This is a genomic window from Polynucleobacter asymbioticus QLW-P1DMWA-1, assembly GCF_000016345.1.
Lineage (GTDB): Bacteria > Pseudomonadota > Gammaproteobacteria > Burkholderiales > Burkholderiaceae > Polynucleobacter > Polynucleobacter asymbioticus.
Genome location: NC_009379.1, coordinates 1,424,014 through 1,449,063, shown reverse-complemented (window position 1 = coordinate 1,449,063; position 25,050 = coordinate 1,424,014). Strand labels below are relative to the sequence as shown.

The 25,050-nt window shown below is 44.8% G+C and carries 31 protein-coding genes; 13 read left to right on the top strand and 18 right to left on the bottom strand.

Features of this window, described 5'->3' with window-relative positions; translation table 11 throughout:
- Positions 1-32 precede the first annotated feature (32 nt).
- The 3 genes from PNUC_RS07220 to PNUC_RS07210 all read right to left on the bottom strand — a co-directional run bounded on the left by PNUC_RS07220 (position 33) and on the right by PNUC_RS07210 (position 1,959).
- Positions 33-1,202: an NAD(P)/FAD-dependent oxidoreductase gene (locus PNUC_RS07220; RefSeq protein WP_011903217.1), complete on the bottom strand. Its 1,170-nt coding sequence runs from the start codon at positions 1,200-1,202 to the stop codon at positions 33-35.
- Between the two features lie 42 nt (positions 1,203-1,244).
- Positions 1,245-1,412: a rubredoxin gene (locus PNUC_RS07215; RefSeq protein ID WP_011903216.1), complete on the bottom strand. Its 168-nt coding sequence runs from the start codon at positions 1,410-1,412 to the stop codon at positions 1,245-1,247.
- A 61-nt stretch (positions 1,413-1,473) separates the two neighbouring features.
- The gene (locus tag PNUC_RS07210; protein ID WP_011903215.1) at positions 1,474-1,959 is read right to left on the bottom strand and encodes a rubrerythrin family protein; all 486 of its coding nucleotides are present in this window, start codon (positions 1,957-1,959) and stop codon (positions 1,474-1,476) included.
- Between the two features lie 152 nt (positions 1,960-2,111).
- Here PNUC_RS07210 and PNUC_RS07205 point away from each other — a divergent pair, with 152 nt between their 5' ends.
- Together PNUC_RS07205 and PNUC_RS07200 are read left to right on the top strand one after the other, a co-directional pair.
- Complete coding sequence (locus PNUC_RS07205; RefSeq protein WP_011903214.1) at positions 2,112-3,047, top strand: hydrogen peroxide-inducible genes activator; 936 nt, start codon at positions 2,112-2,114, stop codon at positions 3,045-3,047.
- A gap of 79 nt (positions 3,048-3,126) precedes the next feature.
- Entirely contained in the window at positions 3,127-4,227 is a 1,101-nt protein-coding gene (locus tag PNUC_RS07200; protein ID WP_011903213.1) for an alkene reductase, read from the top strand.
- A 57-nt stretch (positions 4,228-4,284) separates the two neighbouring features.
- On the opposite strand, the gene PNUC_RS11020 is transcribed toward PNUC_RS07200, so the two are convergent.
- The 5 genes from PNUC_RS11020 to PNUC_RS07180 all read right to left on the bottom strand — a co-directional run bounded on the left by PNUC_RS11020 (position 4,285) and on the right by PNUC_RS07180 (position 7,245).
- Positions 4,285-4,461: a hypothetical protein gene (locus tag PNUC_RS11020; RefSeq protein WP_167523316.1), complete on the bottom strand. Its 177-nt coding sequence runs from the start codon at positions 4,459-4,461 to the stop codon at positions 4,285-4,287.
- A 15-nt stretch (positions 4,462-4,476) separates the two neighbouring features.
- Complete coding sequence (locus PNUC_RS07195) at positions 4,477-5,019, bottom strand: cytochrome b (protein WP_011903212.1); 543 nt, start codon at positions 5,017-5,019, stop codon at positions 4,477-4,479.
- A gap of 64 nt (positions 5,020-5,083) precedes the next feature.
- Entirely contained in the window at positions 5,084-5,275 is a 192-nt protein-coding gene (locus PNUC_RS07190) for a hypothetical protein (protein ID WP_048812135.1), read from the bottom strand.
- A gap of 23 nt (positions 5,276-5,298) precedes the next feature.
- Positions 5,299-6,045, bottom strand: coding sequence for a bestrophin-like domain (locus PNUC_RS07185; protein ID WP_456107039.1), 747 nt, complete (start codon positions 6,043-6,045; stop codon positions 5,299-5,301).
- A gap of 54 nt (positions 6,046-6,099) precedes the next feature.
- Positions 6,100-7,245, bottom strand: coding sequence for an alpha-hydroxy acid oxidase (locus PNUC_RS07180; RefSeq protein ID WP_011903210.1), 1,146 nt, complete (start codon positions 7,243-7,245; stop codon positions 6,100-6,102).
- Between the two features lie 142 nt (positions 7,246-7,387).
- Here PNUC_RS07180 and PNUC_RS07175 point away from each other — a divergent pair, with 142 nt between their 5' ends.
- The 4 genes from PNUC_RS07175 (at position 7,388) to PNUC_RS07160 (ending at position 11,435) form a co-directional block, all read left to right on the top strand.
- Entirely contained in the window at positions 7,388-8,278 is an 891-nt protein-coding gene (locus PNUC_RS07175) for a DMT family transporter (RefSeq protein ID WP_011903209.1), read from the top strand.
- Positions 8,279-8,352: 74 nt separating this feature from the next.
- Entirely contained in the window at positions 8,353-9,282 is a 930-nt protein-coding gene (locus PNUC_RS07170) for a fumarylacetoacetate hydrolase family protein (protein WP_011903208.1), read from the top strand.
- Between the two features lie 3 nt (positions 9,283-9,285).
- The gene (locus PNUC_RS07165) at positions 9,286-10,233 is read left to right on the top strand and encodes a tripartite tricarboxylate transporter substrate binding protein (protein ID WP_011903207.1); all 948 of its coding nucleotides are present in this window, start codon (positions 9,286-9,288) and stop codon (positions 10,231-10,233) included.
- Positions 10,234-10,286: 53 nt separating this feature from the next.
- Complete coding sequence (locus PNUC_RS07160; RefSeq protein WP_011903206.1) at positions 10,287-11,435, top strand: aminotransferase class V-fold PLP-dependent enzyme; 1,149 nt, start codon at positions 10,287-10,289, stop codon at positions 11,433-11,435.
- Between the two features lie 63 nt (positions 11,436-11,498).
- On the opposite strand, the gene PNUC_RS07155 is transcribed toward PNUC_RS07160, so the two are convergent.
- Positions 11,499-12,128: an FABP family protein gene (locus tag PNUC_RS07155; protein WP_048812273.1), complete on the bottom strand. Its 630-nt coding sequence runs from the start codon at positions 12,126-12,128 to the stop codon at positions 11,499-11,501.
- Positions 12,129-12,208: 80 nt separating this feature from the next.
- Here PNUC_RS07155 and PNUC_RS11015 point away from each other — a divergent pair, with 80 nt between their 5' ends.
- A complete protein-coding gene (locus PNUC_RS11015; RefSeq protein WP_011903204.1) occupies positions 12,209-12,490 on the top strand; it encodes a hypothetical protein in 282 nt (93 codons plus the stop codon).
- A gap of 14 nt (positions 12,491-12,504) precedes the next feature.
- Here the strand turns inward: PNUC_RS11015 and PNUC_RS07145 are convergent, their stop codons facing one another.
- Together PNUC_RS07145 and PNUC_RS07140 are read right to left on the bottom strand one after the other, a co-directional pair.
- A complete protein-coding gene (locus PNUC_RS07145; RefSeq protein ID WP_011903203.1) occupies positions 12,505-13,482 on the bottom strand; it encodes a DMT family transporter in 978 nt (325 codons plus the stop codon).
- Between the two features lie 6 nt (positions 13,483-13,488).
- The gene (locus PNUC_RS07140) at positions 13,489-14,373 is read right to left on the bottom strand and encodes an NAD(P)H-hydrate dehydratase (protein WP_011903202.1); all 885 of its coding nucleotides are present in this window, start codon (positions 14,371-14,373) and stop codon (positions 13,489-13,491) included.
- A gap of 64 nt (positions 14,374-14,437) precedes the next feature.
- Between PNUC_RS07140 and PNUC_RS07135 the strand changes: the two genes are divergently transcribed.
- A complete protein-coding gene (locus PNUC_RS07135; protein WP_011903201.1) occupies positions 14,438-15,853 on the top strand; it encodes an MBL fold/beta-CASP domain-containing RNA metallo-hydrolase in 1,416 nt (471 codons plus the stop codon).
- Between the two features lie 10 nt (positions 15,854-15,863).
- On the opposite strand, the gene PNUC_RS07130 is transcribed toward PNUC_RS07135, so the two are convergent.
- Together PNUC_RS07130 and PNUC_RS07125 are read right to left on the bottom strand one after the other, a co-directional pair.
- Positions 15,864-16,601, bottom strand: a complete 738-nt coding sequence (locus PNUC_RS07130; RefSeq protein WP_048812133.1) for an ABC transporter substrate-binding protein — start codon at positions 16,599-16,601, stop codon at positions 15,864-15,866.
- 126 nt (positions 16,602-16,727) lie between these two features.
- Positions 16,728-16,931, bottom strand: a complete 204-nt coding sequence (locus PNUC_RS07125) for a hypothetical protein (RefSeq protein WP_011903199.1) — start codon at positions 16,929-16,931, stop codon at positions 16,728-16,730.
- A 173-nt stretch (positions 16,932-17,104) separates the two neighbouring features.
- Here PNUC_RS07125 and PNUC_RS07120 point away from each other — a divergent pair, with 173 nt between their 5' ends.
- The 3 genes from PNUC_RS07120 to PNUC_RS07110 are packed head-to-tail and all read left to right on the top strand — an operon-like array spanning position 17,105 to position 19,747.
- The gene (locus tag PNUC_RS07120) at positions 17,105-17,962 is read left to right on the top strand and encodes an LOG family protein (protein WP_011903198.1); all 858 of its coding nucleotides are present in this window, start codon (positions 17,105-17,107) and stop codon (positions 17,960-17,962) included.
- Between the two features lie 39 nt (positions 17,963-18,001).
- Complete coding sequence (locus PNUC_RS07115; protein ID WP_011903197.1) at positions 18,002-18,514, top strand: hypothetical protein; 513 nt, start codon at positions 18,002-18,004, stop codon at positions 18,512-18,514.
- Between the two features lie 3 nt (positions 18,515-18,517).
- The gene (locus PNUC_RS07110) at positions 18,518-19,747 is read left to right on the top strand and encodes a BaiN/RdsA family NAD(P)/FAD-dependent oxidoreductase (protein ID WP_011903196.1); all 1,230 of its coding nucleotides are present in this window, start codon (positions 18,518-18,520) and stop codon (positions 19,745-19,747) included.
- On the opposite strand, the gene PNUC_RS07105 is transcribed toward PNUC_RS07110, so the two are convergent.
- Complete coding sequence (locus PNUC_RS07105; protein ID WP_011903195.1) at positions 19,731-20,498, bottom strand: TerC family protein; 768 nt, start codon at positions 20,496-20,498, stop codon at positions 19,731-19,733. The genes PNUC_RS07110 and PNUC_RS07105 overlap by 17 nt on opposite strands.
- A 124-nt stretch (positions 20,499-20,622) precedes the next feature.
- Complete coding sequence (locus PNUC_RS07100; protein WP_011903194.1) at positions 20,623-21,012, bottom strand: group II truncated hemoglobin; 390 nt, start codon at positions 21,010-21,012, stop codon at positions 20,623-20,625.
- Positions 21,013-21,117: 105 nt separating this feature from the next.
- Between PNUC_RS07100 and PNUC_RS07095 the strand changes: the two genes are divergently transcribed.
- Positions 21,118-21,645 carry a hypothetical protein gene (locus tag PNUC_RS07095; protein WP_011903193.1) on the top strand — a complete coding sequence of 176 codons (528 nt, stop codon included), beginning with the start codon at positions 21,118-21,120 and terminating at the stop codon, positions 21,643-21,645.
- A gap of 47 nt (positions 21,646-21,692) precedes the next feature.
- Here the strand turns inward: PNUC_RS07095 and PNUC_RS07090 are convergent, their stop codons facing one another.
- Positions 21,693-21,914: a TIGR02450 family Trp-rich protein gene (locus PNUC_RS07090; protein WP_011903192.1), complete on the bottom strand. Its 222-nt coding sequence runs from the start codon at positions 21,912-21,914 to the stop codon at positions 21,693-21,695.
- 27 nt (positions 21,915-21,941) lie between these two features.
- Positions 21,942-22,223: a hypothetical protein gene (locus PNUC_RS07085; RefSeq protein ID WP_143070068.1), complete on the bottom strand. Its 282-nt coding sequence runs from the start codon at positions 22,221-22,223 to the stop codon at positions 21,942-21,944.
- A 139-nt stretch (positions 22,224-22,362) separates the two neighbouring features.
- On the opposite strand from PNUC_RS07085, the gene PNUC_RS07080 reads away from it, so the two are divergent.
- Positions 22,363-23,412, top strand: a complete 1,050-nt coding sequence (locus tag PNUC_RS07080; RefSeq protein ID WP_011903190.1) for a fumarylacetoacetate hydrolase family protein — start codon at positions 22,363-22,365, stop codon at positions 23,410-23,412.
- Positions 23,413-23,434: 22 nt separating this feature from the next.
- On the opposite strand, the gene PNUC_RS07075 is transcribed toward PNUC_RS07080, so the two are convergent.
- Complete coding sequence (locus PNUC_RS07075; protein ID WP_011903189.1) at positions 23,435-25,021, bottom strand: rhodanese homology domain-containing protein; 1,587 nt, start codon at positions 25,019-25,021, stop codon at positions 23,435-23,437.
- Positions 25,022-25,050 lie beyond the last annotated feature (29 nt).

The window sequence follows — 25,050 nt, the reverse complement described above, 5'->3', positions numbered from 1 at the left end:
TAGCGGGTTTTTCTTTGGTTGGCTAAATGTATTTACCCCAATATCGCTGGCAACTCTTTCGTCAATGCACCTCGTTGTGCGGTAGCTGTGCCCATCAAAACAAACCCCAAAAGTTTTCCATCGCTAGATTCAAAACGGGCTTCAAGGCCACCCTCAGTGGAGATGGTTTTCCATTCTCCTGTGGCGCCCTTAGCCGGCGGAGAAACAATGGTTGCGAGCGCTGGTGTTTTGACCATGACAGGCATGGCGGGATACGTCAGCGCTGTAGGTTGTCCTGTAAGCGTTACCGCTAATGCTCTGGCAGCTTGCATGATAGGCATGACATAAGGAAGTACAAGGCCTTCAACCTCTGCACAATCGCCAATCGCATAGACATTGTCGATATTGGATTGCAGCTCTCGATTCACTTGTATACCAAGCCCAGTAGCAATACCGCAGGCTTTAGCTAGGGCTATCCTTGGCTTTAAGCCGACTGCAGAGAGCACAACTTCGCTAGAGATGCTCTCACCATTGGCTAAGGTGATTTTTAGTTCATCACCGTTACGCTCAATGGTTTGCACTGTGGTGCCAAAGTGCCAACAAACGCCTATAGCACTGAGCTTGGATTGTAAATCTTTGGCTGCAGTCTCGGGAATGAGGCGGCCCAATACTTGGGGCGCTAGATCAATGACATCAACCTCAAATCCGCCAAGTGCGAGGTCATTGGCAAATTCACAGCCAATCAAGCCAGCACCTAAAATCGCCACCCGCTTTTTGCCGTTAAGCGCCTCTCGAAACTTTGCATAGTCCTCGAGGTCATTCACCGTAAGGACTTCTTGAGCGGCATTGCCTTGAAGAGGGATGCGTATTTGGTCGGCACCTAAGGCCAAGACCAATTTTTCATAAGCAATCTCACCCTTGCTGGAAAGAATCACTTTTTTGGCAGTATCAATAGCGCTGACATCGGTCTCAGAGTGTATTGTCACTTCAAGTTGAGAGGCCATAGTTTCTGCTGTACTCGAAATGAGTTGAGTAGCTTCTTTTTTCCCAGCCAAGGCAGTGGATAGCATAGGCTTGGAGTAAAAATATCCAGGCTCGCGCGTGACTAAAGTAATGGGGGTGGCTTTGTCTAACTTTCGAATTTCACGAATGAGGGTGTACCCAGCCAACCCACTGCCAATAATGACAATTGCGGAAGAGGATTGATGTGAGGTTTGATCCAAAGCTAGGCTCCTTTTTTAAAGCAGTGGTGAGGAATGATTGGTTTAGCTTACCTGAACCATTTCAAAGTCAGATTTTGCTACTCCGCAGTCTGGGCACTCCCAGTCTTCTGGAATATCGGCCCAGGCTGTTCCTGCAGCAATTCCTTCATCCGGTAAGCCTTTTGCTTCGTCATATATGAAGCCACAAACGATACATTGCCAAGTTTTCATGATGATTCCTTCAATAATGGGTTTATTTTAAATTTAGTTGAGTTTTATTTCTTGCCGGCACTTATTGGGCTGCATGAACCTTTGCTTTTTCCAGAGCCTGTTTGTAATGGTTTGCATGCCGCTCTTCGACATTGGCTAAGGCTGCAAAACGTTTCGCTGCTTTTGCTAATACCGCCTGAAATTGCTCCGCATGCTCTTTGGATTCGGCAATTTGCTCATCAATTTCTTGAATAGCGGCCGTATTCCCTTCGTCCACTGCAGTTTTGCGGAAGGAGGGATACATTTCCGTATATTCATAGGTTTCACCTTCGATCGCAATTTCCAATGCACGTGTTGGTGTGATAGAGCTGGCTGGATAAAGCAGATCTAAGTGCCCAAAAGCATGCATAACCTCTTGATCGGCAGTGGCTTCAAAAATCTTTGCTGTTTCTTCATCCCCAGCAGCGCGCGCCAACTTGGCGAAATAGCGATACTTAATATGGGCCATAGATTCACCGGCAAAAGCAGATTCTAGATTTTGGATAGTTTTAATTTCTGGGCGTGCCATGATTTATTTCCTTTCATCAACATTAAAAAGTTTGCTGAGTTTGCAAAACTATTTATTAGCTCAACCATGTATCTGATTCTGTACTTGATTTATTAATCAGTCCAATAGATAGTTATGATATTATTAATCTAATTATTCGATAAGGAGTGGTGATGGCGTATCTACCGTCATTGAAGCAATTAACGTATTTAGTGGCTTTAGCTAAAGAGCTCAATTTCACTCGTGCTGCAGAGTCGTGTTTTGTAGGGCAATCAACTTTAAGTGCCGGCTTAAAAGAATTAGAAGATGGGCTTGGTATTCATTTAGTTGAACGGGATCGGCAAAATGTGTCGATCACTCCAGCGGGGCAAGAGGTGCTCGAGCGTGCGAAAACTATTTTGGCTGCCTCCCAGGATTTAGTCGAATATGCCGGCGCCTCCGGAAAGCCGATGACTGCAACTATTCGATTGGGCGTCATTCCGACAATTGCACCTTTTTTGTTACCGATTGTTTTACCGGAAGTGCGTAAACGGTTTCCTGATCTCAAAATTACTTTGAGAGAAGATTTAACGGCTAATTTGTTATCAAGAATGGCTGAGCATAAATTGGATTTTGCGTTGATTGCATTGCCTTATGACACCAGCGGCTTACTTGTGGAGGAGTTATTCGATGATGACTTCTGGTTGGTTGCTAGGGCTGGTGATCCAGCATTAAAAGGAAAGGAAGTAACCTTGCCGGCCAAGATGGCTGAGAGACTATTGCTCCTAGAAGAAGGACACTGCTTAAGAGAGCATAGTTTACAAGCGTGCAAGAAAGCCGATATACGCAAGGCTGAAGGCATGGAAGCAACCAGCTTGCTGACCTTATTGCAAATGGTGGAGTCAGGCTTAGGCATAGCATTGCTACCTGAGATGGCTGTGAAAAGTAGTCTCTTAAATAGCACTGAGTTAGTTGCTAAAGCCTTAGCATCACCAGCACCAAAAAGGGTTATTGCACTAGTTGCCCGTGCTTCAACTGCACACGCCCAAGAATTTATTGCGCTCTCAAAATGTATTCGAGAAAGGTTTAGCGCCCATCTAAAGAATGCGCCTGCACGCCAAGAGGTATAGCGGCTGGTAGCTTATGCAAGATGATGTAAAAATGGTTACAGTATGTTAGTAAGTTCACTTTTTTAAAGAAAAATATTCTATGTCCGGTAAAGAAATCATGTTCACTCCAGTTAACCTGGGATCGCTTCAACTAAAGAACCGCCTCGTAATGGCGCCTCTTACTCGAATGCGCGCTGTTGCTGGTGATGTGCCAAACCCATTAGCCAAAACGTACTATGGGCAACGAGCTAGTGCTGGACTCATTATTACCGAGGCAACTCAAATTTCTCCGCTCGGCATGGGCTATCCAGCGACGCCTGGAATTTATTCTCCAGAACAAACTGCTGCCTGGAAGGAAATCGTAGAGGCAGTCCACGCTAAGGGTGGAACGATTGTTGCGCAGCTGTGGCATGTAGGTCGTATTTCTCATTCATCATTGCACCCAGAAGATGGGGTACCTGAAGCGCCATCAGCGATAGCTGCAGCCGGCCAGACATATGGCGCCGATTGGAAGCTCCATGACTATGAAGTTCCTAAAGCGATGAGTTTGGATGATATTGTTCGTCTTTTAAAAGAGTTTGAGCTTGCTGCTCGCAATGCTAAAGCAGCTGGCTTTGATGGTATTGAAATTCACTCTGCTAATGGATATTTGCTGGATCAATTTTTGCAAGATAAAACCAATCAGCGCAATGATCAATATGGTGGATCCATCGAAAATCGCTTACGTTTACTAGGCGAAGTCATTGAGGCTGTCAGTAAGGTATTTACAAGCGATCGAGTAGGGGTGCGTTTATCGCCTTATGGTACCTTCAACGATATGTCTGATAGTGATCCAGTTGCCTTATTTACTGCAGCAATTAACAAGTTAAACGCTTATGGTTTGGCATATGTACATATGATTGAGCCTAGGGCAACCAGTGCTGGCGGTGGCGAGCAAGTGAACGAAGGTGCACCCATTACTTCAGAGTTATTTCGCAAAGCCTATCAAGGTAAATTTATTACTGCAGGTGGTTACGACCAGGCCATGGGCGAGAAAGTGCTGGAAGAGGGAATGGCCGATGCAGTAGCTTACGGACGCTTGTACATCTCTAACCCAGACCTACTCGAGCGCTTTGAGAAAAACGCCCCATTAAATCCTTATAACCGAGCTACTTTTTATGGTGGTGCTGAGGTGGGCTATACAGATTACCCAAGCCTATAAGCCATTCACTGTTTAGGGATAACTACTATCAGGCCTCACCTCTTTGGATGTGGGGCCTTATTTTTTGCTGTTGGGGTCATTGAATATGCCAAAGTGATTGGCTATCAATAGTAGAGCAATAGAAGCGCAGCCTAATGCAAAAAATTGCCACTGGTGCAATATCGCAGTACCTACCACCGTCATGAGTGCTGTCCAGCTGATTACTAGCTTTGCTTTTTTGGAGAGGGGCTTCATCTTTGAAATGCCTTTTTAATGTGAAGGTTTTATTTTATTCAACATACGACGCAAGGTGTCATCTTTTAATAGATAGTGGTGCCATAAGCCAGCAAGCGCATGCAAGCCAATCAAGAAGTAGAGTGCATTACCTAGCCACTCATGAGACTCTTTAAATATTTTTTTGATGTCTGGGTTTGGTGAAATCAGCTCTGGCCAAGCCCAGCTTAAGAAGTGGACTTCTTTACCACCAGCCTGCAGGAAAATAAATCCCATAATCGGCAAAGTAAGTAGTAGCAAATAGAAGGTCCAATGAAGACCTTTAGCCAAGACTAGCAAGGGCTTATTGAGGTTCAAGGGTTTGGGCGCACCGTATTTAAGGCGTACACATAATCGGATAGCCATTGCGATAAAGATCAGTTGACCTAAGAAGCTGTGAACAGTTTTGCAAAGCTCTCGTGGCTCGCTACCCCTAGGAAACTGCCCTTTAAGCTCAATTACACCCAGAGCTAGTATTACAAGCGTAAAAATGAGCCAGTGAAAAAAAATAGATGCAGGGTGATAGTACTTGCGCGACATACAGTAATTATTTGAACTTGATAATCACATCATAAAGATTTGATTATCAGTATTGCTATCAGGGCTAATTAATCAACCTGACTTTAGCGCTCAATTCATTTGCCGAACCTCTTTTATCCAGCTCAGAAAGTCGGAGGGCTTCGATTTCGAAATCCAGTTGACCCGGATGAAATTCCTCATCATTTCTAAGGTGAACAACATAAGTCCAAACTAACTCTTTACCCCGGTTTTTGAAAACATCTACTACACGTTTCATTTTTACCGCCTATAAAAAAGCGCTTAATTGGCTTTAGCAGATGGCGCTAAAGAAGGAGTCTTCTGGCTTAATGATTCTTGCAGAACCAATAGATTACGGGGTTTTATGCGAATAATGCCGCCTCTTGGACTATCAATATCCGCTATTAAGAAGAAAGATACGGAGATAACAAAGGGAAACATGAGAAAGAGCCCAATATTCTTCTTAAAATTTCTGGCCCCATAACCAACTAACAAATTGGCGCAGATAGCAATGGCCATCATCAGTGTCCATGCGGGCTGTGGGATACGATTCCACCAGGATGCCTGCGTGTATCCCTGAGAGTTAATGACATCATTCATGCCTGATACAACTAGAGCGATGATTGGGGTCTGTTGCTTTTGAGCCTCTGGAAGAATTCCATCCCATAACGCCTGTTGTAAGTCATTTGTATTTTGACGTATCTCTTGAACTTTTTCCGGGTCTTGTTTGCTGTAAAACAGAATGCGTTGCTCGAGATATTGTTCTAGCAGGTCTTTGGTTTGCTTGGCAGTTTTACTTGGGAGCAAATCGGCCCTGAGGTATTCCGTGCCAATAGCGTTAGCCTCAGCTTCTTCCAACACCTTTCTATCGTCATAGCGCTCAATGGCCATCGAGAAGGTGAATCCAATGATTAAGCCAAGTAGAGTCAGCGTAGCGGTTTGGATGATTCCCAAATCAGTGGACGTTTCAGCATCTTTTGGATGATATCGATTGAGAGCCCAATGACCGAGCCAAATCGATAAGACCAGAACTAGGAAACTGACGCCAAAAACGGCGCTAGGGTAGTTGGTGAAATGTGTAATTTAAAAAGTCCCTGGATACAAGATGTCTTTAGTCACATTTTGGATATCGCGGTGGCCCGTAAAGGCCATGGTGATATCGAGTTCGTTATGGATTAGTTCGAGGCACTTAGTGACGCCAGCCTCACCCATAGCACCCAAGCCATACAGAAAAGGGCGCCCAATCATTGTTCCGCGAGCGCCTAATGCCCAAGCTTTTAAAACATCTTGGCCAGAACGAATGCCACCATCCATCCATACTTCAATGTCATTGCCAACGGCATTCACGATGCCAGGAAGGGCTTGGATACTGGAAACGGCCCCATCTAATTGCCGGCCTCCATGGTTTGAAACGATTAAAGCGTCAGCACCTGAATTGGCAGCAAGACGTGCATCATCTTCATCCAAAATTCCCTTGATGATGAGTTTGCCACCCCACAATTTTTTAATCCATTCAACATCGCCCCAATTGAGGCCTGGATCAAATTGCTCAGCCGTCCAGGAGGAGAGTGATGACATATTGCCCACACCTGTAGCGTGACCCACAATATTGCGGAAAGTTCTGCGAGGTGTCATGGCCATACCTAAGCACCAGCGGGGCTTAGTTGCCATATTGATCATATTGGCAATAGTGAGCTTAGGCGGAGCAGATAAACCATTTTTTAAATCTTTATGACGTTGCCCCAAAATTTGCAGATCTAAAGTTAAGACTAAGGCCGAGCATTTCGCAGCTTTAGCGCGCTCAATGAGGCGTTCAATAAAGCCACGGTCTTTCATGACATAAAGCTGAAACCAAAATGGCTTAGTTGTTTGTTCTGCAACATCCTCGATTGAGCAAATACTCATTGTGGATAAACAGAAGGGCACTCCAAATTTTTCAGCAGCTTTCGCGGCAAGGATTTCTCCATCAGCGTGTTGCATTCCAGTAAGTCCGGTTGGAGCAAGTGCAACAGGCATCGCAACTTCTTGTCCCACCATGGTGGTTTTGGTGGTGCGATTGGTCATGTTGACAGCTACACGTTGACGTAGCTTAATTTTCTGAAAATCCGATTCATTGGCACGATAGGTTGATTCTGTCCATGAGCCTGAATCAGCGTAGTCATAAAACATCTTTGGGGTACGTTTTTTGTGGAGAACCCGCAAGTCTTCAATATTGGTAATGATTGGCACTATTTATCCTTCTTTTGATGCATTTTAAGTCCAGCACTTGCCTAATTAAGCTCTATCTTAGCAATACCAGGCAATTGTTTCTACAATGCTACGTTAACCCTAATATAGAAGCTTTTAACAGCCCCTTTCATACAGCGTCCGAATGACTAAGCTAAGTCTTGCAACCGTTGCCTATCTGCTCATTTCTACATCTTTGTGGGCAGGAAATGCAATTGCTGGCCGTTTGCTGGTGGGAAGCATCTCGCCTATTACTCTGAGTACTGTTCGTTGGGGTTTGGCTGCCTTATTGTTATTGCCCTTAGGCTGGCGTGTTTTTAAACCGGGCAGCGCCTTATGGCAGAACAAAAAGCGCTTTATATTGCTTGGATTGTTTGGGGTTGGTAGTTATAACGTTCTGTTGTATTTGGCTTTGCAAACTTCTACTGCTATTAATGTGACGCTCATAGGGGCAAGCATGCCAATTTGGATGCTCATCATTGGCGCTGCTTTTTATCAAGTAAAGCCCAAATTTCTGCAATTAGTTGGAGCCTCCATTTCCATCGTGGGTGTCGGCGTAGTGCTCACTAGAGGCGACCTTACCAGCCTTCTATCAATGCAGGTGGTTATTGGCGACCTATTGATTATGTTGGCGACCATTTTATGGGCGGTGTATAGCTGGATGATCAGTCGTCCAGGAACTAGTACAGAGCGCCAATGGCCGTGGGCTGAGTTCTTGATGGCTCAAGTTTTTATTGGCTTTTTGTGGACTAGTTTTTTTGATGGTTTCGAGATTGCTTCAGGTCATGCATTACTGAATCTCAACGTATGGACTGCAACTTTAATTTTGTTTGTCGCAATAGGACCCTCTTTGATTGCTTATCGTTGCTGGGGCCTTGGTGTAAGCAAGGCTGGCCCTACGGTGGCCGCTTTTTTTGCCAACTTTATCCCACTCTTTACGGCGCTTTTCTCAGCAGCCTTGTTGGGAGAACCACCGGCCTTATTTCATGGCCTTGCATTTGGTTTGATTGTGGCGGGAATTATTATTTCTTCTTAGAGCCTTAGTTGTAGTAAGGTATCTCCTCGACGAAATAAGAACATCGACTTTTACAAAAATATAGAAAATAAATTATGAGACTCATTACATTTACTCGTTTAGGATCCAGCATTGCTGAAATTGGCGCTCGCTTACCTCTGGATGCTGGCGATCGCATCCTCCCTTTTGTGGATGTTGCTAAAAAACTGGGAATGAAGCAGTTTCCATCGGATATGAAAACGTTTTTACGCTCTGGTGACGAGGTGATGAATCAAGCAAAATCTTGGGTTGCATCGAATGGTGATCATTCTGATTTATTGCTCGATGCAAATACTATTACTTATTTACCTCCAATCATGGATGCTGATAAGTTTTTATGCGTTGGCAAAAACTATCGCACGCATTTAGAAGAGTTAAAGCGCACGAATTTGATTAAAGAAATACCGCAAGAGCCAACCTCTTTTATTAAGCTCAATTCTTGCTTGTCAGGCCACAATGCCACAGTAGTTCGCCCCAAGGGAATTACGAAACTAGATTACGAGCCTGAGTTGGTATTTGTAATGGGTAAAAGAGCTTTGGGGGCTAAAAAATCTGAAGCAATGGATTACATAGGAGGTGTCACGATCCTCAATGACTTAACGTGTCGTGACCTTCAGTTACGCGAAGTGGCATCAGGTTCTCGTTTTTGGACGGGTAAAAATATTCCCGGTTTCGGACCCTTAGGGCCAGAAATTATCACTATCGATGAGATCCCGAATCCATATGACTTATGGATGACTTGTTCTGTAAACGGTGAAGAACGCATGCGCGTAAATACGCAGGATCAAATTTGGAAAATATCTGACATCCTAGAGCACTTCTCTCGTTTTATTCCCATTGAAGCGGGTGATATGTTTTCTACTGGTGCACCTGGTGGCGTGGCGGTCGGTAAAGAAAATGCAGAAGCGTTATATTTAAAGCCCGGCGATGTGGTGGAATGCGCTATTGACGGAATTTCAACATTACGCACTACTATTGCGGAATAGCAAATGAAGCGCTATCTATTTTGGATTTTTCCGCTTCTTGTTTTGCTGCCCCTTAACCCCTTGACCGCTATAGCGGCTGATGTCTTTCCGGCTAAGTCAGTCAAAGTAATTGTTCCTTTTCCACCTGGCGGTGGCGCTGATACTTTAATTCGATTGCTCGCACCATCAGTTGGTGATATTTGGAAGCAGGCTTTAATCATTGAAAATCGTCCAGGGGCAAGTGGTCTCATTGGTGCTGAAGCAGTTGCACAATCTCCTGCGGATGGGTACACCTTATTGATGGGCTCGACAGCCGCCGTCACTGAAAAAAATATTGCCCAGTTTTCACCGGTTGCACTGGTGTCTGCTTCACCATATGTGGTGACGGTCTCACCCGCATTAAATATCACCTCAATCAAGGCATTAATTGCTTACGCCAAAGCCAATCCTGGTCAGGTGCGTTACGGCTCTTCGGGCCCGGGATCGGCATCGCATTTGGCTGGCGAGTTGTTTGCCTCAATGGCGGGGGTGAGCATGCTGCATGTTCCTTATAAAGGTACTGGACAGGCTTTGACGGATTTACTAGCAGGACACATTGATCTCATGTTTGCGCCGGCTCAAACGGTAATGCCTCAAATTGAATCTGGGAAACTGTTGGCTTTAGCTCAAACAGGCTTAAAGCGTTCAGAAGCTTTGCCAAATATCCCTACAGTAGCTGACTCAGGTTTGCCTGGTTATAGTGCTGTAGGCTGGTTTGGTTTATTTGCACCCGCTAAAACCCCTAAGGTAGTGACGCAAAAAATCAATCAAACGGTCATGACAGTCCTGGCTCAAGAGAAGGTTCGGAAGGCCATGTTGGAGCGGGGAAGTGACCCTGCCCATGGAAGTCCTGAGGACTTTGCAGCGTTTCTGCGCTTAGATCAGGCTAAATGGGCCAAATTGATCAAAGAAAACAAGGTTGCAGTGCAATAAAACCTTAAATCAGTATCATTTAGGGCTGATTACAGAAACCCCAGGAAATTACTATGCCAGGCTTACTTCCCAATGTTGATCCAGATGGATTATTAGAGTTCTCGGTTGTTTACACCGACCGCTCTTTAAATCACATGTCTGAAGAATTTAAGCGCGTGATGGTCGACATTTCTAGTGTTTTAAAAGATGCTTATAACGCCAGTTCTGCAGTGATTGTTCCGGGTAGCGGCACTTTTGGAATGGAGGCGGTTGCCCGCCAATTTGCCAATAACGAAAAATGCTTGGTTTTGCGTAACGGTTGGTTTAGTTATCGTTGGACGCAGATTTTTGATTTGGCTCATATTACGAGCGATGTTTCTGTTATCAAAGGCCGTCAATTAGAAAATTCAGCACAGGGTGTATTTGCCCCAGCGCCAATCGAGGAAGTCGTCGCTTTCATTAAGAGAGAAAAGCCAGCAGTAGTATTTGCGCCGCATGTGGAAACTTCTGCCGGCATCATCTTGCCTGATGACTACCTCAAAGCGGTTGGTGAGGCAGTGCATTCTGTGAATGGTTTGTTTGTATTGGACTGCATTGCCTCCGGTGCAATGTGGGTCGATATGAAAGCTTGCAATGTCGATGTATTGATTACAGCCCCACAAAAGGGTTGGAGTAGCTCCCCATGCTGCGCGTTAATCGCTCTTGGTGAGCGGGCGCGTGAGCGTATCGATGCCACACAAAGCAGCAGCTTCTCTATGGATCTGAAGAAGTGGTTGCAAATTATGGAAGCCTATGAAAAAGGTGGACATGTGTATCACACCACTATGCCAACAGACGCATTGAAAATATTGCGTAATGTTATGAAAGAAACGCAGGCCTTAGGCTTTGCTGCTTTGAAAGCTAAACAAGTAGAGCTAGGTACTAAGGTGCGTGATTTGTTGGTATCTAAGGGCTATCACTCAGTTTCAGCTAAGGGCTATCAAGCCCCGGGTGTGGTGGTGAGTTACACCAAAGATCCAGATATTCAATCTGGCAAGAAATTTATTGCCTTAGGTTTGCAGACTGCTGCTGGAGTTCCATTGCAGTGTGATGAAAGACCTGATTTCCGTACATTCCGCATTGGCTTATTTGGTTTAGAAAAGCTAGCTCATGTTGATCGTACTGTTGGGCACTTAGCTGCAGCCTTAGAAAAAATTACCGAAACTGAAGCACAGCCTGCCTAATCATTTTTTCTCTGCAATAAAAAGGCCATCAGATGATGGCCTTTTTATTTGTACTCGCACTACTTAACGTGCCAAGGGGTTAGGGGTGGCTTCACCAATCTTGCGTAAGGTGTTGGTATCAACGTGATGGAATAGCTCTATGTGATCTTTGATTTTCATCACAGTATCTTGTTCATATGACCAACTTTGATCATCATGAATAGTGACTTGAATCCGATATTCCACCGTGCGAAATGCATAGTTCAGAAAGGGGTTAGAGGAAATGCCGGCAGATGGATCTCCCTCTTTGGCTAGCAGCTCAAATTGCTTGGCATGGGCATCTGCTTTGCCACATGCCATTGTGATCATGCCGCGGGGAATAGTGAGCGTATGTATGACGTTTCCAGTGGCCGGCTCCCATAGCCAATAGCCCACTTGGTCATGATAGGTTTTGACTTGATCTGGCTTGGTGATATGGGTGTGATACCTCAAGCCATAAAACAATTGAGGGCCATTAGTTTGGGGGTCAACTGGCTGAAGTTCAATGCGCTCGACATAGGCTTGTTTCTTGGGGCCAGCCGCTTTTGGCTTTACATCCATTCCCCGAATACCCTCCCAAATCCCGGCCATGCCGGTGAGGGGGCCTAGGTTGCTGAGAGTGTCTACTGAGTAGCCTTGAGGCTCAGTAAAGATATCTTGGGGAAATTCATTCATGAGCAACTTTCTTAAAAAAGGCATTTATATTAATTTTTTGAGTATTATTAAATTATCCACAAACCTTATTGGAGAATTGCATGATTTCTCGTATCGCCCGCTTAAGCTTAGCCACACTCATTTCAGCCGCTATCGGTATTTCACCTATTTCCGTAATGGCTGCTGATCCAGCCCCAGCACCTGCTGCTCCAGTCGCTGCACCTGCCGCCGCTCCAGCTGCTGCACCTGCTGCTGCCCCAACAGATAAGGCCGCACAGAAAAAAGCGAAGAAGCAAGCTAAGAAAGAAAAGAAAGCAGAGAAAAAAGCAAAGAAAAAGTCCAAGAAAAAATCTAAAGCTGCAGCAGAAGCCGCCGTTCAGTAATCTTGAATCCTCAATTAATTGAGGATTTTTGCATCATCTACGTCACTAGATTCATTTGAGTCTGGTGACTTTTTCTTTGGCGGATCACTACGAACTAGTAGCCACATCGCAGCGATCACTAAAGTCATGCCGCCTATTTGCATCCAAGTGACTGGTTCTGACAAAATGAGATAGCCCATAAAAATGGTAGACACAGGACCGAGTATTCCCGCTTGAGCTACCAATGGCGAGCCAATTCGGTTGATGGCTATCATGATGAGTAGCATTGGAATAACAGTGCACAAACTTGCATTGAGTAAGCTGAGCCAATAAATTGGGGCTACTTGGTTAAAGATAGCGCTTGGGTCGTAGATGGTGGATTGAGCTATGCTTAAGACCGCCGAGGCAGAGCTGGCATAGACTACAAGGCGAACGCTGCCAATGCGGCGAACCATCTCTCCAGAGCCGATCATGTACATGGCATAGCTGCAAGCACTAGTAAAGACGAGCAGCATCCCCAACCAAGCATGAATGCCCGTGGAGCTTGCATCCTGAATGAATACCACTGTCACACCTAAATATCCAACGACTAGTGCATACCACTGCATTCGAGTGATGGGTTTTTGCAAAACAAAATAAGAGATTACCAAGACAATCGTTGGCGTCAGATACAGAACAATGCGCTCTAGACCAACTGAAATATATTGCAAGCCTAGAAAATCGACATAGCTAGACAAGAAATAACCTAGAAACCCTAAGAAAAATAATTTTCCACGATCGAGCCATGTAAGTGGACTCATCTGTTTGCGACGTGACTCCCACCAGTAGATGCTCCAAAAAAGAGGGAGTGCCATGAGCATGCGCAAGGCAATCAGCGTTTCAGCATTCGCGCCATATCCAAAAGCAAGCTTGACCAAAATCGCTTTTCCCGAGAAGAGCATCGAACCCACTCCGGCCATGAGGATGCCGTAGAGGTAACGTCGATGATGATGCGCTGCGCTGGCTGATTGCATAACGCTTTATAACAGCTTATTTAGCAGGCTTCTCATCTCCATAATCGTTTCTGAGGGGGTTAAGCCAATGGGTCCAACCCCTTTTTCCACGAGACTATCCGCTGCAGTCGCGTGAAGTTGAACGGCAATGCCCGTAGCCTCCCAGAGATTGAGCTGATGGCATACGCCTTGGGCTGCAATAGCGGTAATGGCACCGGTAAGGATGTCCCCCATGCCGCCTGTCCCCATTCCAGGATTGCCTTCCATGCATTGAGTCACTGCATGCTGAGGGGATGCAATGAGGGTGTGCTGACCTTTTAAAACCACAATGGATTGGGTCTGATTTACTAATGCATGAATTGCTTCTTGTCGGTCTTCTTGAATTTTGGCTGAGCTACTGTGCAGAAGTCTCGCTGCTTCACCAGGGTGCGGGGTAATCACGGTCATTTCTGGAAATTGCTGATTACGGTGTTGCAACAAATTCAATAAATCTTCAGAGTCCGCTATGCAATTTAATGCATCTGCATCAATGATGAGCGGTACCTTCGGAAAAGAGAGTACAGCCTTTATCCACTCAATTGCTATGGGTGAGCTACCTAAGCCGGGGCCAATCGCAATCACATCTGGATCCTGCTTGATAAGAGCGTCATGAGCCTGAGTGGAGGCAAGCCGAATCATCAGCTCTGGCTGATTCGCATCTGCGTGCGCAGAAGAGGGGTCAAACATTTCCAAAATAGTCCAACCTGCCCCCAGGTGTAAACAAGCATTACCAGCAAGGACTAATGCACCTGCCATTCCTGGTGCACCCCCAATCAGGATCGCTTTGCCAGCATCTCCTTTGTGTTCAGCGGGGCCACGCTTTAAGCGAGTCGCCAAATCAAAGCAGTTTAAGTTCATTGGTGTAGAGGTCATACTAATAGTATCGCTCTGATTAAGGGGATATTGAAAGCATTCTCAGGAGGAGTATTCTGATCGTATGAAGATTCAGTTTTTTGGGGCTGCTGGTGAAGTTACCGGGTCAAGACATTCGGTTGAGGTGATGCTGTCTGGCAAGCCAAGGCACTTCATGGTGGACTATGGGCTTTTCCAAGGCGGTCGTGAGGCCAATACTAAGAATTTAGAACCACTTCCTTTTGCAGCGAAGGACATTGAGTTTGTAGTTCTGACTCATGCGCATATTGATCACAGCGGCTTATTACCCCGTTTATGCGCCCAAGGTTTTAAGGGGTCCATATACTGCACCCCGGCCACGTATGAGCTACTTAAAATTTTATTGCCAGATAGCGCTCACTTGCAATTGGCAGATCTAGAGCGCGCAGAGCGAAAAATGAAAATGGGTAAATGGCGTGGTGAGATGCCATTTGCGCTGTACTCAAGAGAAGAAGTGGAAATGACTCTGGCGCAATTTGAAACGGTGGAATATGGTCAGATTCACGAGATCACTCCAGGTATTAAATTGGAATTTCGAAATGCAGGACATATATTGGGTTCTGCGATTGCTGTGTTAGATATTCAAGAAGATGGCGCCCAGAAAAAACGTTGTGTGTTTTCGGGGGATATCGGGATGAAGGGTAAGGTGTTGATGCCTGACCCGGATTTGATCTCTGAAGCAGATGTTGTGCTGATTGAATCTACCTATGGTGACCGTTTGCATCGAAGTTTAAGTGAGACTGAGGAGGAATTAGTGGAGGTAATTTCCTCTACGATGGCCGCCAAGGGCAATATAGTTATCCCCGCTTTTGCGGTTGGTCGCACACAAGAGATCTTATTTCTCCTGATTGATTTAGTCAGAAAAGAAAAACTACCGCATTTAGCGATTTGGGTAGATTCACCTATGGCTACTGCTGCTACTCACTTAACGCATCATTTCTTTTCTCAGCTCGATGCACAGTCACAAGCTACATTTCAGTGGTTTCAAAACCATCCAGAGGCACTCGATTTACGCTTCATTGCTGACGTAGAAGAATCTAAAGCCTTAAATAAGATTAAAGGCGGGGCAATTATCATTTCTGCTAGTGGAATGTGTGATGCCGGACGTATTGTCCATCACCTTGCCAATAATTTGCCGCGCTCTCAAAATGCAGTCATCATTACTGGCTTTCAAGCATATGGAAGTCTTGGCCGGCAACTAGTTGATAAGGTAGAGAAGGTTCGATTGTTTGGTGAGGAAGTCTTAGTGAAGGCTTCCATTCACACCATCGGTGGGCTCTCGGCCCATGCTGATCAAGCAGGCCTACTGGATTGGTTAAGGGGCTTTAAAAAGCCGCCTAGTAAAGTATTTGTTGTGCATGGTGAACCTGAGTCTTCAACAGCTTTCGCAAGCTGTATTCGGGATCAACTCAATTGGAAAGATGTTATTGTTCCCGAGCGTCTACACACATACGATTGTTGAAATTAGCGATTTACTCAGCCACTTTCGCACCTTGAATTTGATGTTTCTGCATTGATGCTGCTACAAATCCAGATTGTTTTAATTCAGCAATGGTTTCGCTTAAGTAAGCGGTAGCACTCTCATAATTGGCTCGGGCTTTCGGAATGCCAATTGCTTGGTTAATCACCATAAAGCGACCGGGCAGCATCCGCAAACCCTGATATCGTTTGGCATCACTCTCTAGTTGTTGCTTAACGCCAGCTGCAACATTGCCTTTGCCCGACATAAAGTCATCAATTACTGCTTGAGAGCTTGCTACTCGAAGTAGTGTGGCCCGTTGAATTTCTCGCGTGAGATAAAGATCATATGCACTTCCTTTGCCGACGACGATTTCATTATTGGGCGCATCTACTTCTTCGTTATTCTTAATGGGAGAGTTGCTCTTCACCATATAGGCGCCTTCAATCTGAATATATGCCGGTGTATAGCTGATATCGGCACCTCTTACTGGATCGATGGCGACAAAGACTAAATCAATCTCACCAGACTTCACGCCATCTACTGTGGCACCCGCCGTTTTAAAGGGGATTAGCTTCACAGGGAGGCCAATACGCTTTCCAATTTCTTGGGCAATATCGATTGTGATGCCATTGAGCTGATGCGTATTTGGATTTTCATTAGCTAGGATAGGATTGCCTAAGTTAATACCCACTCGTAACGTTCCGGTAGGTGCAAATGAAGAGATGAGGGTGGGATCAATGGTTTTCATAGGGGGCGATGTTTGGCTAAAACTAGATTGAATTAGACAGAGCGAAAAAAGAAAGAAAAATATTTTTTTCATCAGGTAAATGTAAAAAACCGCGGAGGACCGCGGTTTTCGTTTGACTATAAGGTATTACTTCTTGGCGTCAGCTGCAGGTGCTGCTGCTGGTGCTGTTGGAGCTGCTGGAGGAGCATCTTTTTTAGCTTCTTCTACATGTGTTGCTTCGGCGCCATGTTTCTCGCCGCTCATATCAACGTTACCGTCGCCCTTAAGGAGTAAATAGGCAGTGGCACCAATTAACACTAGCACCATAATGATGATCGAACGGTTGCTCATGAAATATCCTTCGGTTTGGTTGTAATTACATCAATATTAACTCTAGTTAGGGATGTGGTAAATCCATGGGAACCCCAACTATTGATTTCCTATAGTTGAACTAGGTATTAATACTAGGAAATTGTGTATCAAGGGTAAGATGACAGCACAACATCACGTTTTAAGGCAAGGATATGAGCCCTAAGCTCCCCATTAATAACGCTCAAACGATTACAGACTTCTTGAATCTTCACAAGAGTGAAATCTCAGAGGAGACCTCTGACGAATCGTATCGATTTGCCTTTGATGATGAAGCTTTTTTAGCTCGCAGGGAGACTATAGGAATTCGGTTTGAGTTGGAATTATTAAAGCCCGAAATCCTTTTAAAAGAACATGGGATTGAGCACACAATAACGGTATTTGGATCTACCCGTTTTGTTAGTCGTGAGCACGCCTTGGAATTGGAAAAAAATGCCAAGACTCCAGAGGAATTAAGTACGGCGCATAAAGCGCTACTGCATAGTGCTTACTATGAGTCTGCTCGAGATTTTGGCGCAATAGTAGCCCACTACAACGCCACCCAAGACAATAAATCAAACAAGCTTCATATTTGTACTGGCGGTGGTCCAGGAATTATGGAGGCCGCTAATCGCGGTGCTTTTGAAGCAGGGGATCAGACAATTGGTTTTAATATCAGCCTGCCCAGAGAACAACATCCCAATTCCTACATTAGCCAAGGTTTAAGTTTTCGTTTTCACTACTTTGCCTTACGCAAGATGCACTTCATGTTACGCGCCAGAGCAATCGTTGCTTATCCCGGTGGTTTTGGTTCTTTTGATGAGTTGTTTGAGGTATTGACCCTCATGCAGACTCACAAGGTACTTCCCATTCCTGTCATTTTGGTTGGGGCGGGCTATTGGAGAGAAATGATCAATTTCAAGCGTATGGTGGAGTTTGGCGTGATTGACGAAGCAGACATGCAAACCATTCATTTTGTGGAGACTGCCCCCGAGGCCTGGAAAATCATCAAGGACTGGTACCAGCTTGGCTAAATTTGTGGGTAGTCGCCTGTAAAATAGTCAAAATTAGCTATGAACCCAATACCAGTCACCATCGATTCCTCTTTAGATCTACCGGCCTACTTTGTCGGGGCAGTAATCTTGCTGCTCATTATGGTTTTTCATGGGCTCATGCTACTTCAAATAGCGAAGCGATATGAGGTAAAAACATTTCTCTATTTGGCTGAAAAGAAATACTCCGCTGTAGCTACCTGTTTTTATATTAGCGTTTTCTGTCTTTTTGTAACCCACATTAGCGAAATTCTGATTTGGGGAATTTCTATATACGCGTTAAAACTACTACCTTCTTTAGGTCAGTCTATTTTATTTAGCGGCAGTACTTATACCGCGATGGGCTTTATGGAGGATATTCTTCCGGTTGGCTGGAAGATGTTGGCAGTCATCATTGCTTTTTCAGGAATGTTTGCATTCGCGTGGACTGCATCAGTCATGATTTCAATGACGAAAAATTATCGCCAAGCCTACACTAAGCTGCATATGAAAAAACTCAATATTGCTTCTGAAGTAATTGATCGTTTTGAGTGAAGTATGAGTAAAACATGGGATGCCATCATCATTGGTGGTGGTGCAGCTGGTTTATTTTGCGCAGGGGTAGCTGGCCAGTTAGGTAAAAGAGTTCTTGTCCTAGACCACGCGTCAGTATTGGGTGAAAAGATTCGTATCAGCGGAGGGGGCCGCTGTAATTTCACTAATTTACATAGTAGCCCCGCAAACTTTCTTTCACTCAACTCGCATTTCATCAAGAGTGCTTTGGCGCGTTACCCTTCCAGTGAGTTTATAAAGCTCGTGAATGCTCATGGGATTAATTATCACGAGAAACATCAAGGGCAATTATTTTGCGATGATTCAGCAATGCAAATTATTGAAATGCTCATGACAGAATGTAAAAAGGGTGGAGTCAAGATACGCTTTCCAGTGACCGTAGAAAGTATTGCGCAAGATGCTAGCGAATGGCTTATTCATACAAGCGACGGAGTTGAAAAAACCAAAGCGGTAGTAATGGCTACCGGTGGGTTACCAGTCCCGGCGATTGGAGCCAGCGCGTACTCATTGGATATTGCAAAACAATTTGGGTTATCAGTGGTGGATCCGCGACCTGCTTTAGTGCCACTATCTTTTACAGCAGAGACCTTTGGGAATTTAAATGATTTAGCTGGCTTAAGTGTTCCTGTCAGAATTGCTGCGGGTTCAAAAGGTCACCGTTATGGGGCTTGCCGTTTTAATGAAGATCTCCTGTTGACTCATAAAGGATTATCTGGCCCCGGAGTGCTTCAGGCTAGTAGCTATTGGGTCGAGGGTGAGCCAATTCATATTGACTGGTTAGGCGCTATAGAACGACCAGGTGGATTTAACTGTGATGTACTTTTCAATAACGATGAAAATCGCCTGAAATCAGCTGAAACTATTCTTGCGTCTGTTTTGCCGCAGCGATTGGCAAAAGCATTTGCTGAGCAAAAAAATCTCATGGGTCGCAAATGGGCTGAGGTCTCAAAAAAAGATCGGCAGGCACTCAAAGAGCTGATTACTAATTGGTCTGTGAAGCCAGCGGGTACGCTTGGATGGAAAAAGGCTGAAGTGATGTTGGGTGGCGTCGACACTAAAGAGTTAGATAGTCAGACGATGATGGCTCGCAACTATCCTGGACTATTCTTTATTGGAGAATGCGTGGATGTCACTGGACACTTGGGCGGCCATAACTTTCAGTGGGCTTGGGCAAGTGGCTTTGCTTGCGCACAGGCGCTTAATTCTTTTTCTTAAGCTTTTTCTTTTCACGCGCACGAATGTTCAAGAGCTCTACTGAGAGTGAGAAAGCCATTGCCACATACACATACCCCTTAGGAATATGAACTCCCATCCCTTCTGCTATGAGTACAACACCCACGACCGTTAGGAAGGAGAGGGCTAGTACTTTAATAGAGGGGTGATGATGGACAAAGTCGCCAATAGGCTTGGCAGCAATAAGCATGATGAGGACAGAAGCCAGAACAGCAGCAATCATGATGCTAATTTGATCGACCATGCCTACAGCGGTAATCACGCTATCGAGTGAAAAGATGATGTCGAGTAACCCGATTTGTAGAACAGAGCCCATAAAGAGGGCAAACATTGATTTACTCGAATCTGCTTTGCCTGCACCAGCATCTGCTTCGTCTTCTTCACCTACTTCTACTTCGGCATAGATTTCTTTTGATGCTTTCCAGATAAGGAAAAATCCACCCAACAATAGAATGAGGTCTCTACCGCTGATAGCGTGATCGAATGCCGTAAAGAATGGGTGAGTAAGACCCATTACCCACGAAAGACTCAGTAACAATAGAATGCGAGTGAATAAGGCAAATAGAAGACCAAAGCGACGCACCTTTTCTCGAATCTCGATTGGTAAGCGATTGGCAATAACGCTAATAAAGATGATGTTATCTATGCCAAGAATAATTTCCAAAGCGGATAGCGTGAAAAAAGCAACCCAAGCATTGGGGTCGCTTAAGAGTGGTAAAAAACTATCGGTCATTGTCTATTTCGCTAAAGTGGCTTTAGGGTAAAGTGTATCTAAGTAAATAAAGTAGACCATGGTATGTATAAGCCCACACAATTTATCTGGACATTACTCTTGGACTGACTAACTTGAGCTATTTTTAATTGGGCTGATTTCTCATCCAATTTGCTGTGTTGAAAAAAGACTCTTCTAGTTGTTTGGCAACATTACCTTCGATGCCGCATTCTTCCATGGCTTGATACATACAAGCCAACCACTGATCCCGCTCTAAAAGTCCAATCTTAAAAGGGAGGTGTCGTGCACGTAGCATTGGATAGCCGTATTTGGGTGAGTAAATATCAGGCCCTCCCATCCAGCCTGTGAGAAAGAATTTGAGCTTTTCTCTTGAGTTAGAGAGATCGGGGGCATGCATAGCGCGCAACTCCTTATATTGGGGCTCCAGATCCATTAAGTCATAGAAGCGGCCCACCAAGGTATCTACTTGGTCAATGCCGCCAATAGCCTCAAAAATAGTTTGTCGCTCACTCATTCCCGTATTTTAATGCTGGAATTCGGGGGAATTGGCAGTTTGGCTATTTCGGTATAGAGTTAATAGGAGAAACCTCATCAACCCTATATTTACAGGAGCGTAAAAATGGATGCGAAAGATTTTCAAAAATGGCAACAAGAGAAAGCCAAGGAGTTGTTTGATTACTCCCACAAGTTATTGGATGCAGCTAAGCAGTTAAGTGAACATCATGTTGCAGAAATTGAGTGGGGTATTAAAAATGCATTAGATAGCGCTAAATCTGCCGCTAAGAATGATCTCAATACTCTAAAAGACTTACAGCAAGAAGCTACAAAAGAAGCTGCCAAGCGCGCAGCAGCTTATCAAAAGAAAGTGAAGTCTGTCTTAAAAGATATTGGTGAAAGCGCTGCGGATGAGACTGAAAAGCATCTTGAGAAAGTTCGCCATTCATTAGTAAATTGGCTGGAAGACGCGGAGAGCAAGGTCCCAGCCCATGCTGATAAGTTATCAAAGGTTGTGAATGAAATGTCTGCTACCGGCCAAAAGATGTTTAAAGAGGGGCGTCGCATCGTGAATCAAGTGGCAGAAGCGGCTGAAAAAAACATTGATGATTTAGTAAAAAAATCTCCAGGATCAAAAAAGAAGAGCGATTAATCTCTTCTCAAACCAATAAAACCGCCTTGTTGTACTAGGGCGGTTTTTTATTTCCAGCCCTGTAGCCAAAGTGAACTATCAGTGAGTTCACGCCATGCAATTTGGGTAACTTGCTTGGTGAAGACTGCCTCAATTTCTACCCACTCAATCTTTTCATTGGGCGGCTCTGGAAGAATCACTTTACTAACCAAAAAATGCTTTTGCTTGGCGATCGGTTTCACCGCAGTCCATTTTGTGAGCAATAACTTTTTAGGGCTTAATCTGTTCATGAATTCAGGCTGGCAATAGTTCACAAGCTAAAGGGCTGTGCATTGATATTCTTGGCCATCATTTATCAGTAATCCTGAAGACGGAGTGAAGATAATAGGGGATTGTTCAGTCTGAGCTGAGCATTTAGGGGCAAAGTAGCTTTGGGTTCCCAAACTTCCGCAATAGTCTGAGCGAGCTCCTTTAAATTCCATTTGAGCCTTTTTTAGCACCATTGGTATTTTGGCCTCGGCTGGTGTGCTGCAGTTCCAGGTGGTGTAGGTATCTCGCTCACAGGCGCAAAGCCCCAATACGATTAGGGCGTAGGTCATCAGGCGAATATAAGGCATCGCCTAAGCATAGCGAAGTTTTCAGTATTCTGCCCAAGACTCTCATTTCGTATTAATATTTATGGCAGATTGTTCTAGAAAGAACGACTAAAAATAAATTGATATTCTTTAAGGAGACGCTGTGGATACAAATCGAAGAGATGCACTGAAATTGGGTGCATCCGCTGCCTTGAGTGGCATGCTCATTTCTAATGCTGTTGCTGCTCCAGATGAGCGTCAACCTATTGTGGTTGAGCCATTAACTGGCAAGGCAGGTTTCCGAGTTGCCAACTATTTACCAAGGATGGGCGCAAGTTCCAGATTAGGTTTAGTCACTAATGATGGCTTAGTAGTGGATATCCCAGCTGAAGCTGCACGCCAAAAAATACAACTGACGTTTGATCCTACTTCAATGATTTCTTTGGCGGGTTCAGGCAATCAAGGCTTACTTCAATTAGCTGCGATCTTTAAAAATCGTGGATCCAATTTAGCAAACGTAAACCAAGTGATCTTGTTATCACCCATTCCTAAGCCTCAAGCCAATATTTACTGCGTAGGTTGGAATTACTTAGATCATTTTGAAGAAGGCCTAAAGCATCGCGCTGATACTGCGGTTAAAGAGTATCCAAAGGTACCCGTGCTTTTCACTAAGGGCACTCAAACAATGAATGGGCCATTCGACAACATTCCTTATGATGCTGGTATCTCTACCATGATTGACTGGGAAGCAGAGCTGGCTGTCGTCATTGGCAAGAAGGGAAAAAATATCTCGGAAGAAAATGCAATGGATTATGTCTTTGGTTATTCAGCTTATAACGACACCACTGCGCGCGATATTCAGCAAAAGCGTCAGTCCGGTCAGTGGTTTAAGGGTAAGAGTTTGGATGGCCATGGACCTATGGGCCCATGGGTTGTGACTGCGGGCGGAGTGAATTTGGATGACACACGCATTATTTGCAGTGTGAATGGTGTAGAAAAACAAAACGCCAGCTATAAGCAGATGTATTTCAAAATCCCCGCCATTATTGCTGAACTTTCTCGTGGTCTGACTTTATTGCCTGGCGATATTATCGCCACTGGCACACCTTCTGGTGTAGGTGCCGGAAGAACTCCTCAAGAGTTCATGAAGCCGGGCGATATGATGGAAACTAATATCACCGGCATCGGTATTTTGCGCAATAAGATTGGCTGATCAATAAAGCTAAGGCAAGGATTTAAAGAACCCAAAAGTGATGGGTTCCATCCTTGCCTAGTTGTTCTACCAAACCAAACTCCCAATCAAGATATGCCTGCATTGCTGCAGGATCTACGCTAGTCCCCTCATAGGGACGTTTATAGCGATCTAAAGGAGATGAGGCTAAGTGACTAGGCCCTTTTTCTAGCTCTAGCCCTGCTGCCAACCATGCTCCGTTCCCACCCTCTAAAACCACAACATCTGATTTAGTTAGCGCTTTCAATTCTTGCGCGACAAAATAGCTCAATTGGTTTGGGGTGCTCGTTAGTACGTAACGATCGACTTGCGGAATTTTTTCGACTGCATCGGCAAGTTGTGAACGTAAGGCATACCAACTTCCAGGGATATGGCCTTTGACATAATGAGCGTGAGTACTGAAATCCACTACGATCGTATTGCTATCCAGTTTTAGCCAAGCAGATAAGGTTTGTGCATCGACAGTCTCTACCGTGGGCAGAGGGGGAAGCGGTGGATTCCATAAACCTTTTTCAGTAAGCTCAGAAGCTTTAATATCGTCGAGCACATACACATCCCATGCCATTTGCGCCAACCAAGATGCTGGCATATTGGCACGTACGCCATTGCTTGGATCTGTCAAAACAATACGCGCACCTCGAACTGGAGCAACCATTTCTGTTTCTTGAACTAGCTGGCCGCCTGGAACAGAGCGAAAGCCAGGAAGATGGCCAGCTTCATATTCTTCGGGAGTGCGGGTATCAAAAAAGTAGGTGGTGCGATCAGATTGCGTCTTCCATATGTCTAGGTCAGCAATACTTGCGCGTTTCACGCCAGCTCGATCAGCAACGCTGCGTGATCGCTCTGCTGCTTCTTTTGCAGTACCCGAATCTACCTCTGTAAATTTGCGAGTTTGTCCTTTATCAAGCTCTTGTCCAGCTAAAGTCCAACCAATCGTCCCATTACGCAAAGCATTTACTTCATTCGGTATTCCAGCGTTAATTAAAGATTGGGTACCAATAATGCTGCGCGTTCTGCCAGCGCAATTGACGATGATCTTAGTTTTAGGGTTGGGTACTAATTCGGGGAGGCGAAGTACAAGCTCTGCACCAGGAACGCTGATACCAGTTGGAATGCTCATGGTGTTGTATTCATCAAAGCGTCGTACATCTACGACTACGACATCCTCTTTTGCATCAATCAACTGCTTTACTTCTTGAGCCGATAAGGAGGGTGTGTGGCGTTTAGTCTCAACTAGCTCACCAAAGGACTTGCTGGGGACGTTGACGTCTTTAAATACTTCGCCACCTGCCGCTTTCCAGCCCTGTACTCCACCTACAAAAATGGAGACATCGCTATACCCAAGGTCAATAAGTTTTTGTGCTGCTAGCAAGGAATAGCCCTCACCATCATCAAGAGTAACTATCGAGATATTCTTTTTTGGCAACTTTCCAAATGCATCAATTTCAATGCGAGCGAGTGGGAGATTAGCGGCAAATAAAGGGTGTTCCTGAGCGTGAGGATCTTCCTCTCGAACATCTAGTAATGCAATCTCTTCTTTATTGAGAAGTTTATTGCGCACAAAAGCATAGTCTTTAGTTTGAATACTCATACTGTCTCTTTAATTATTTTTTAAATTAT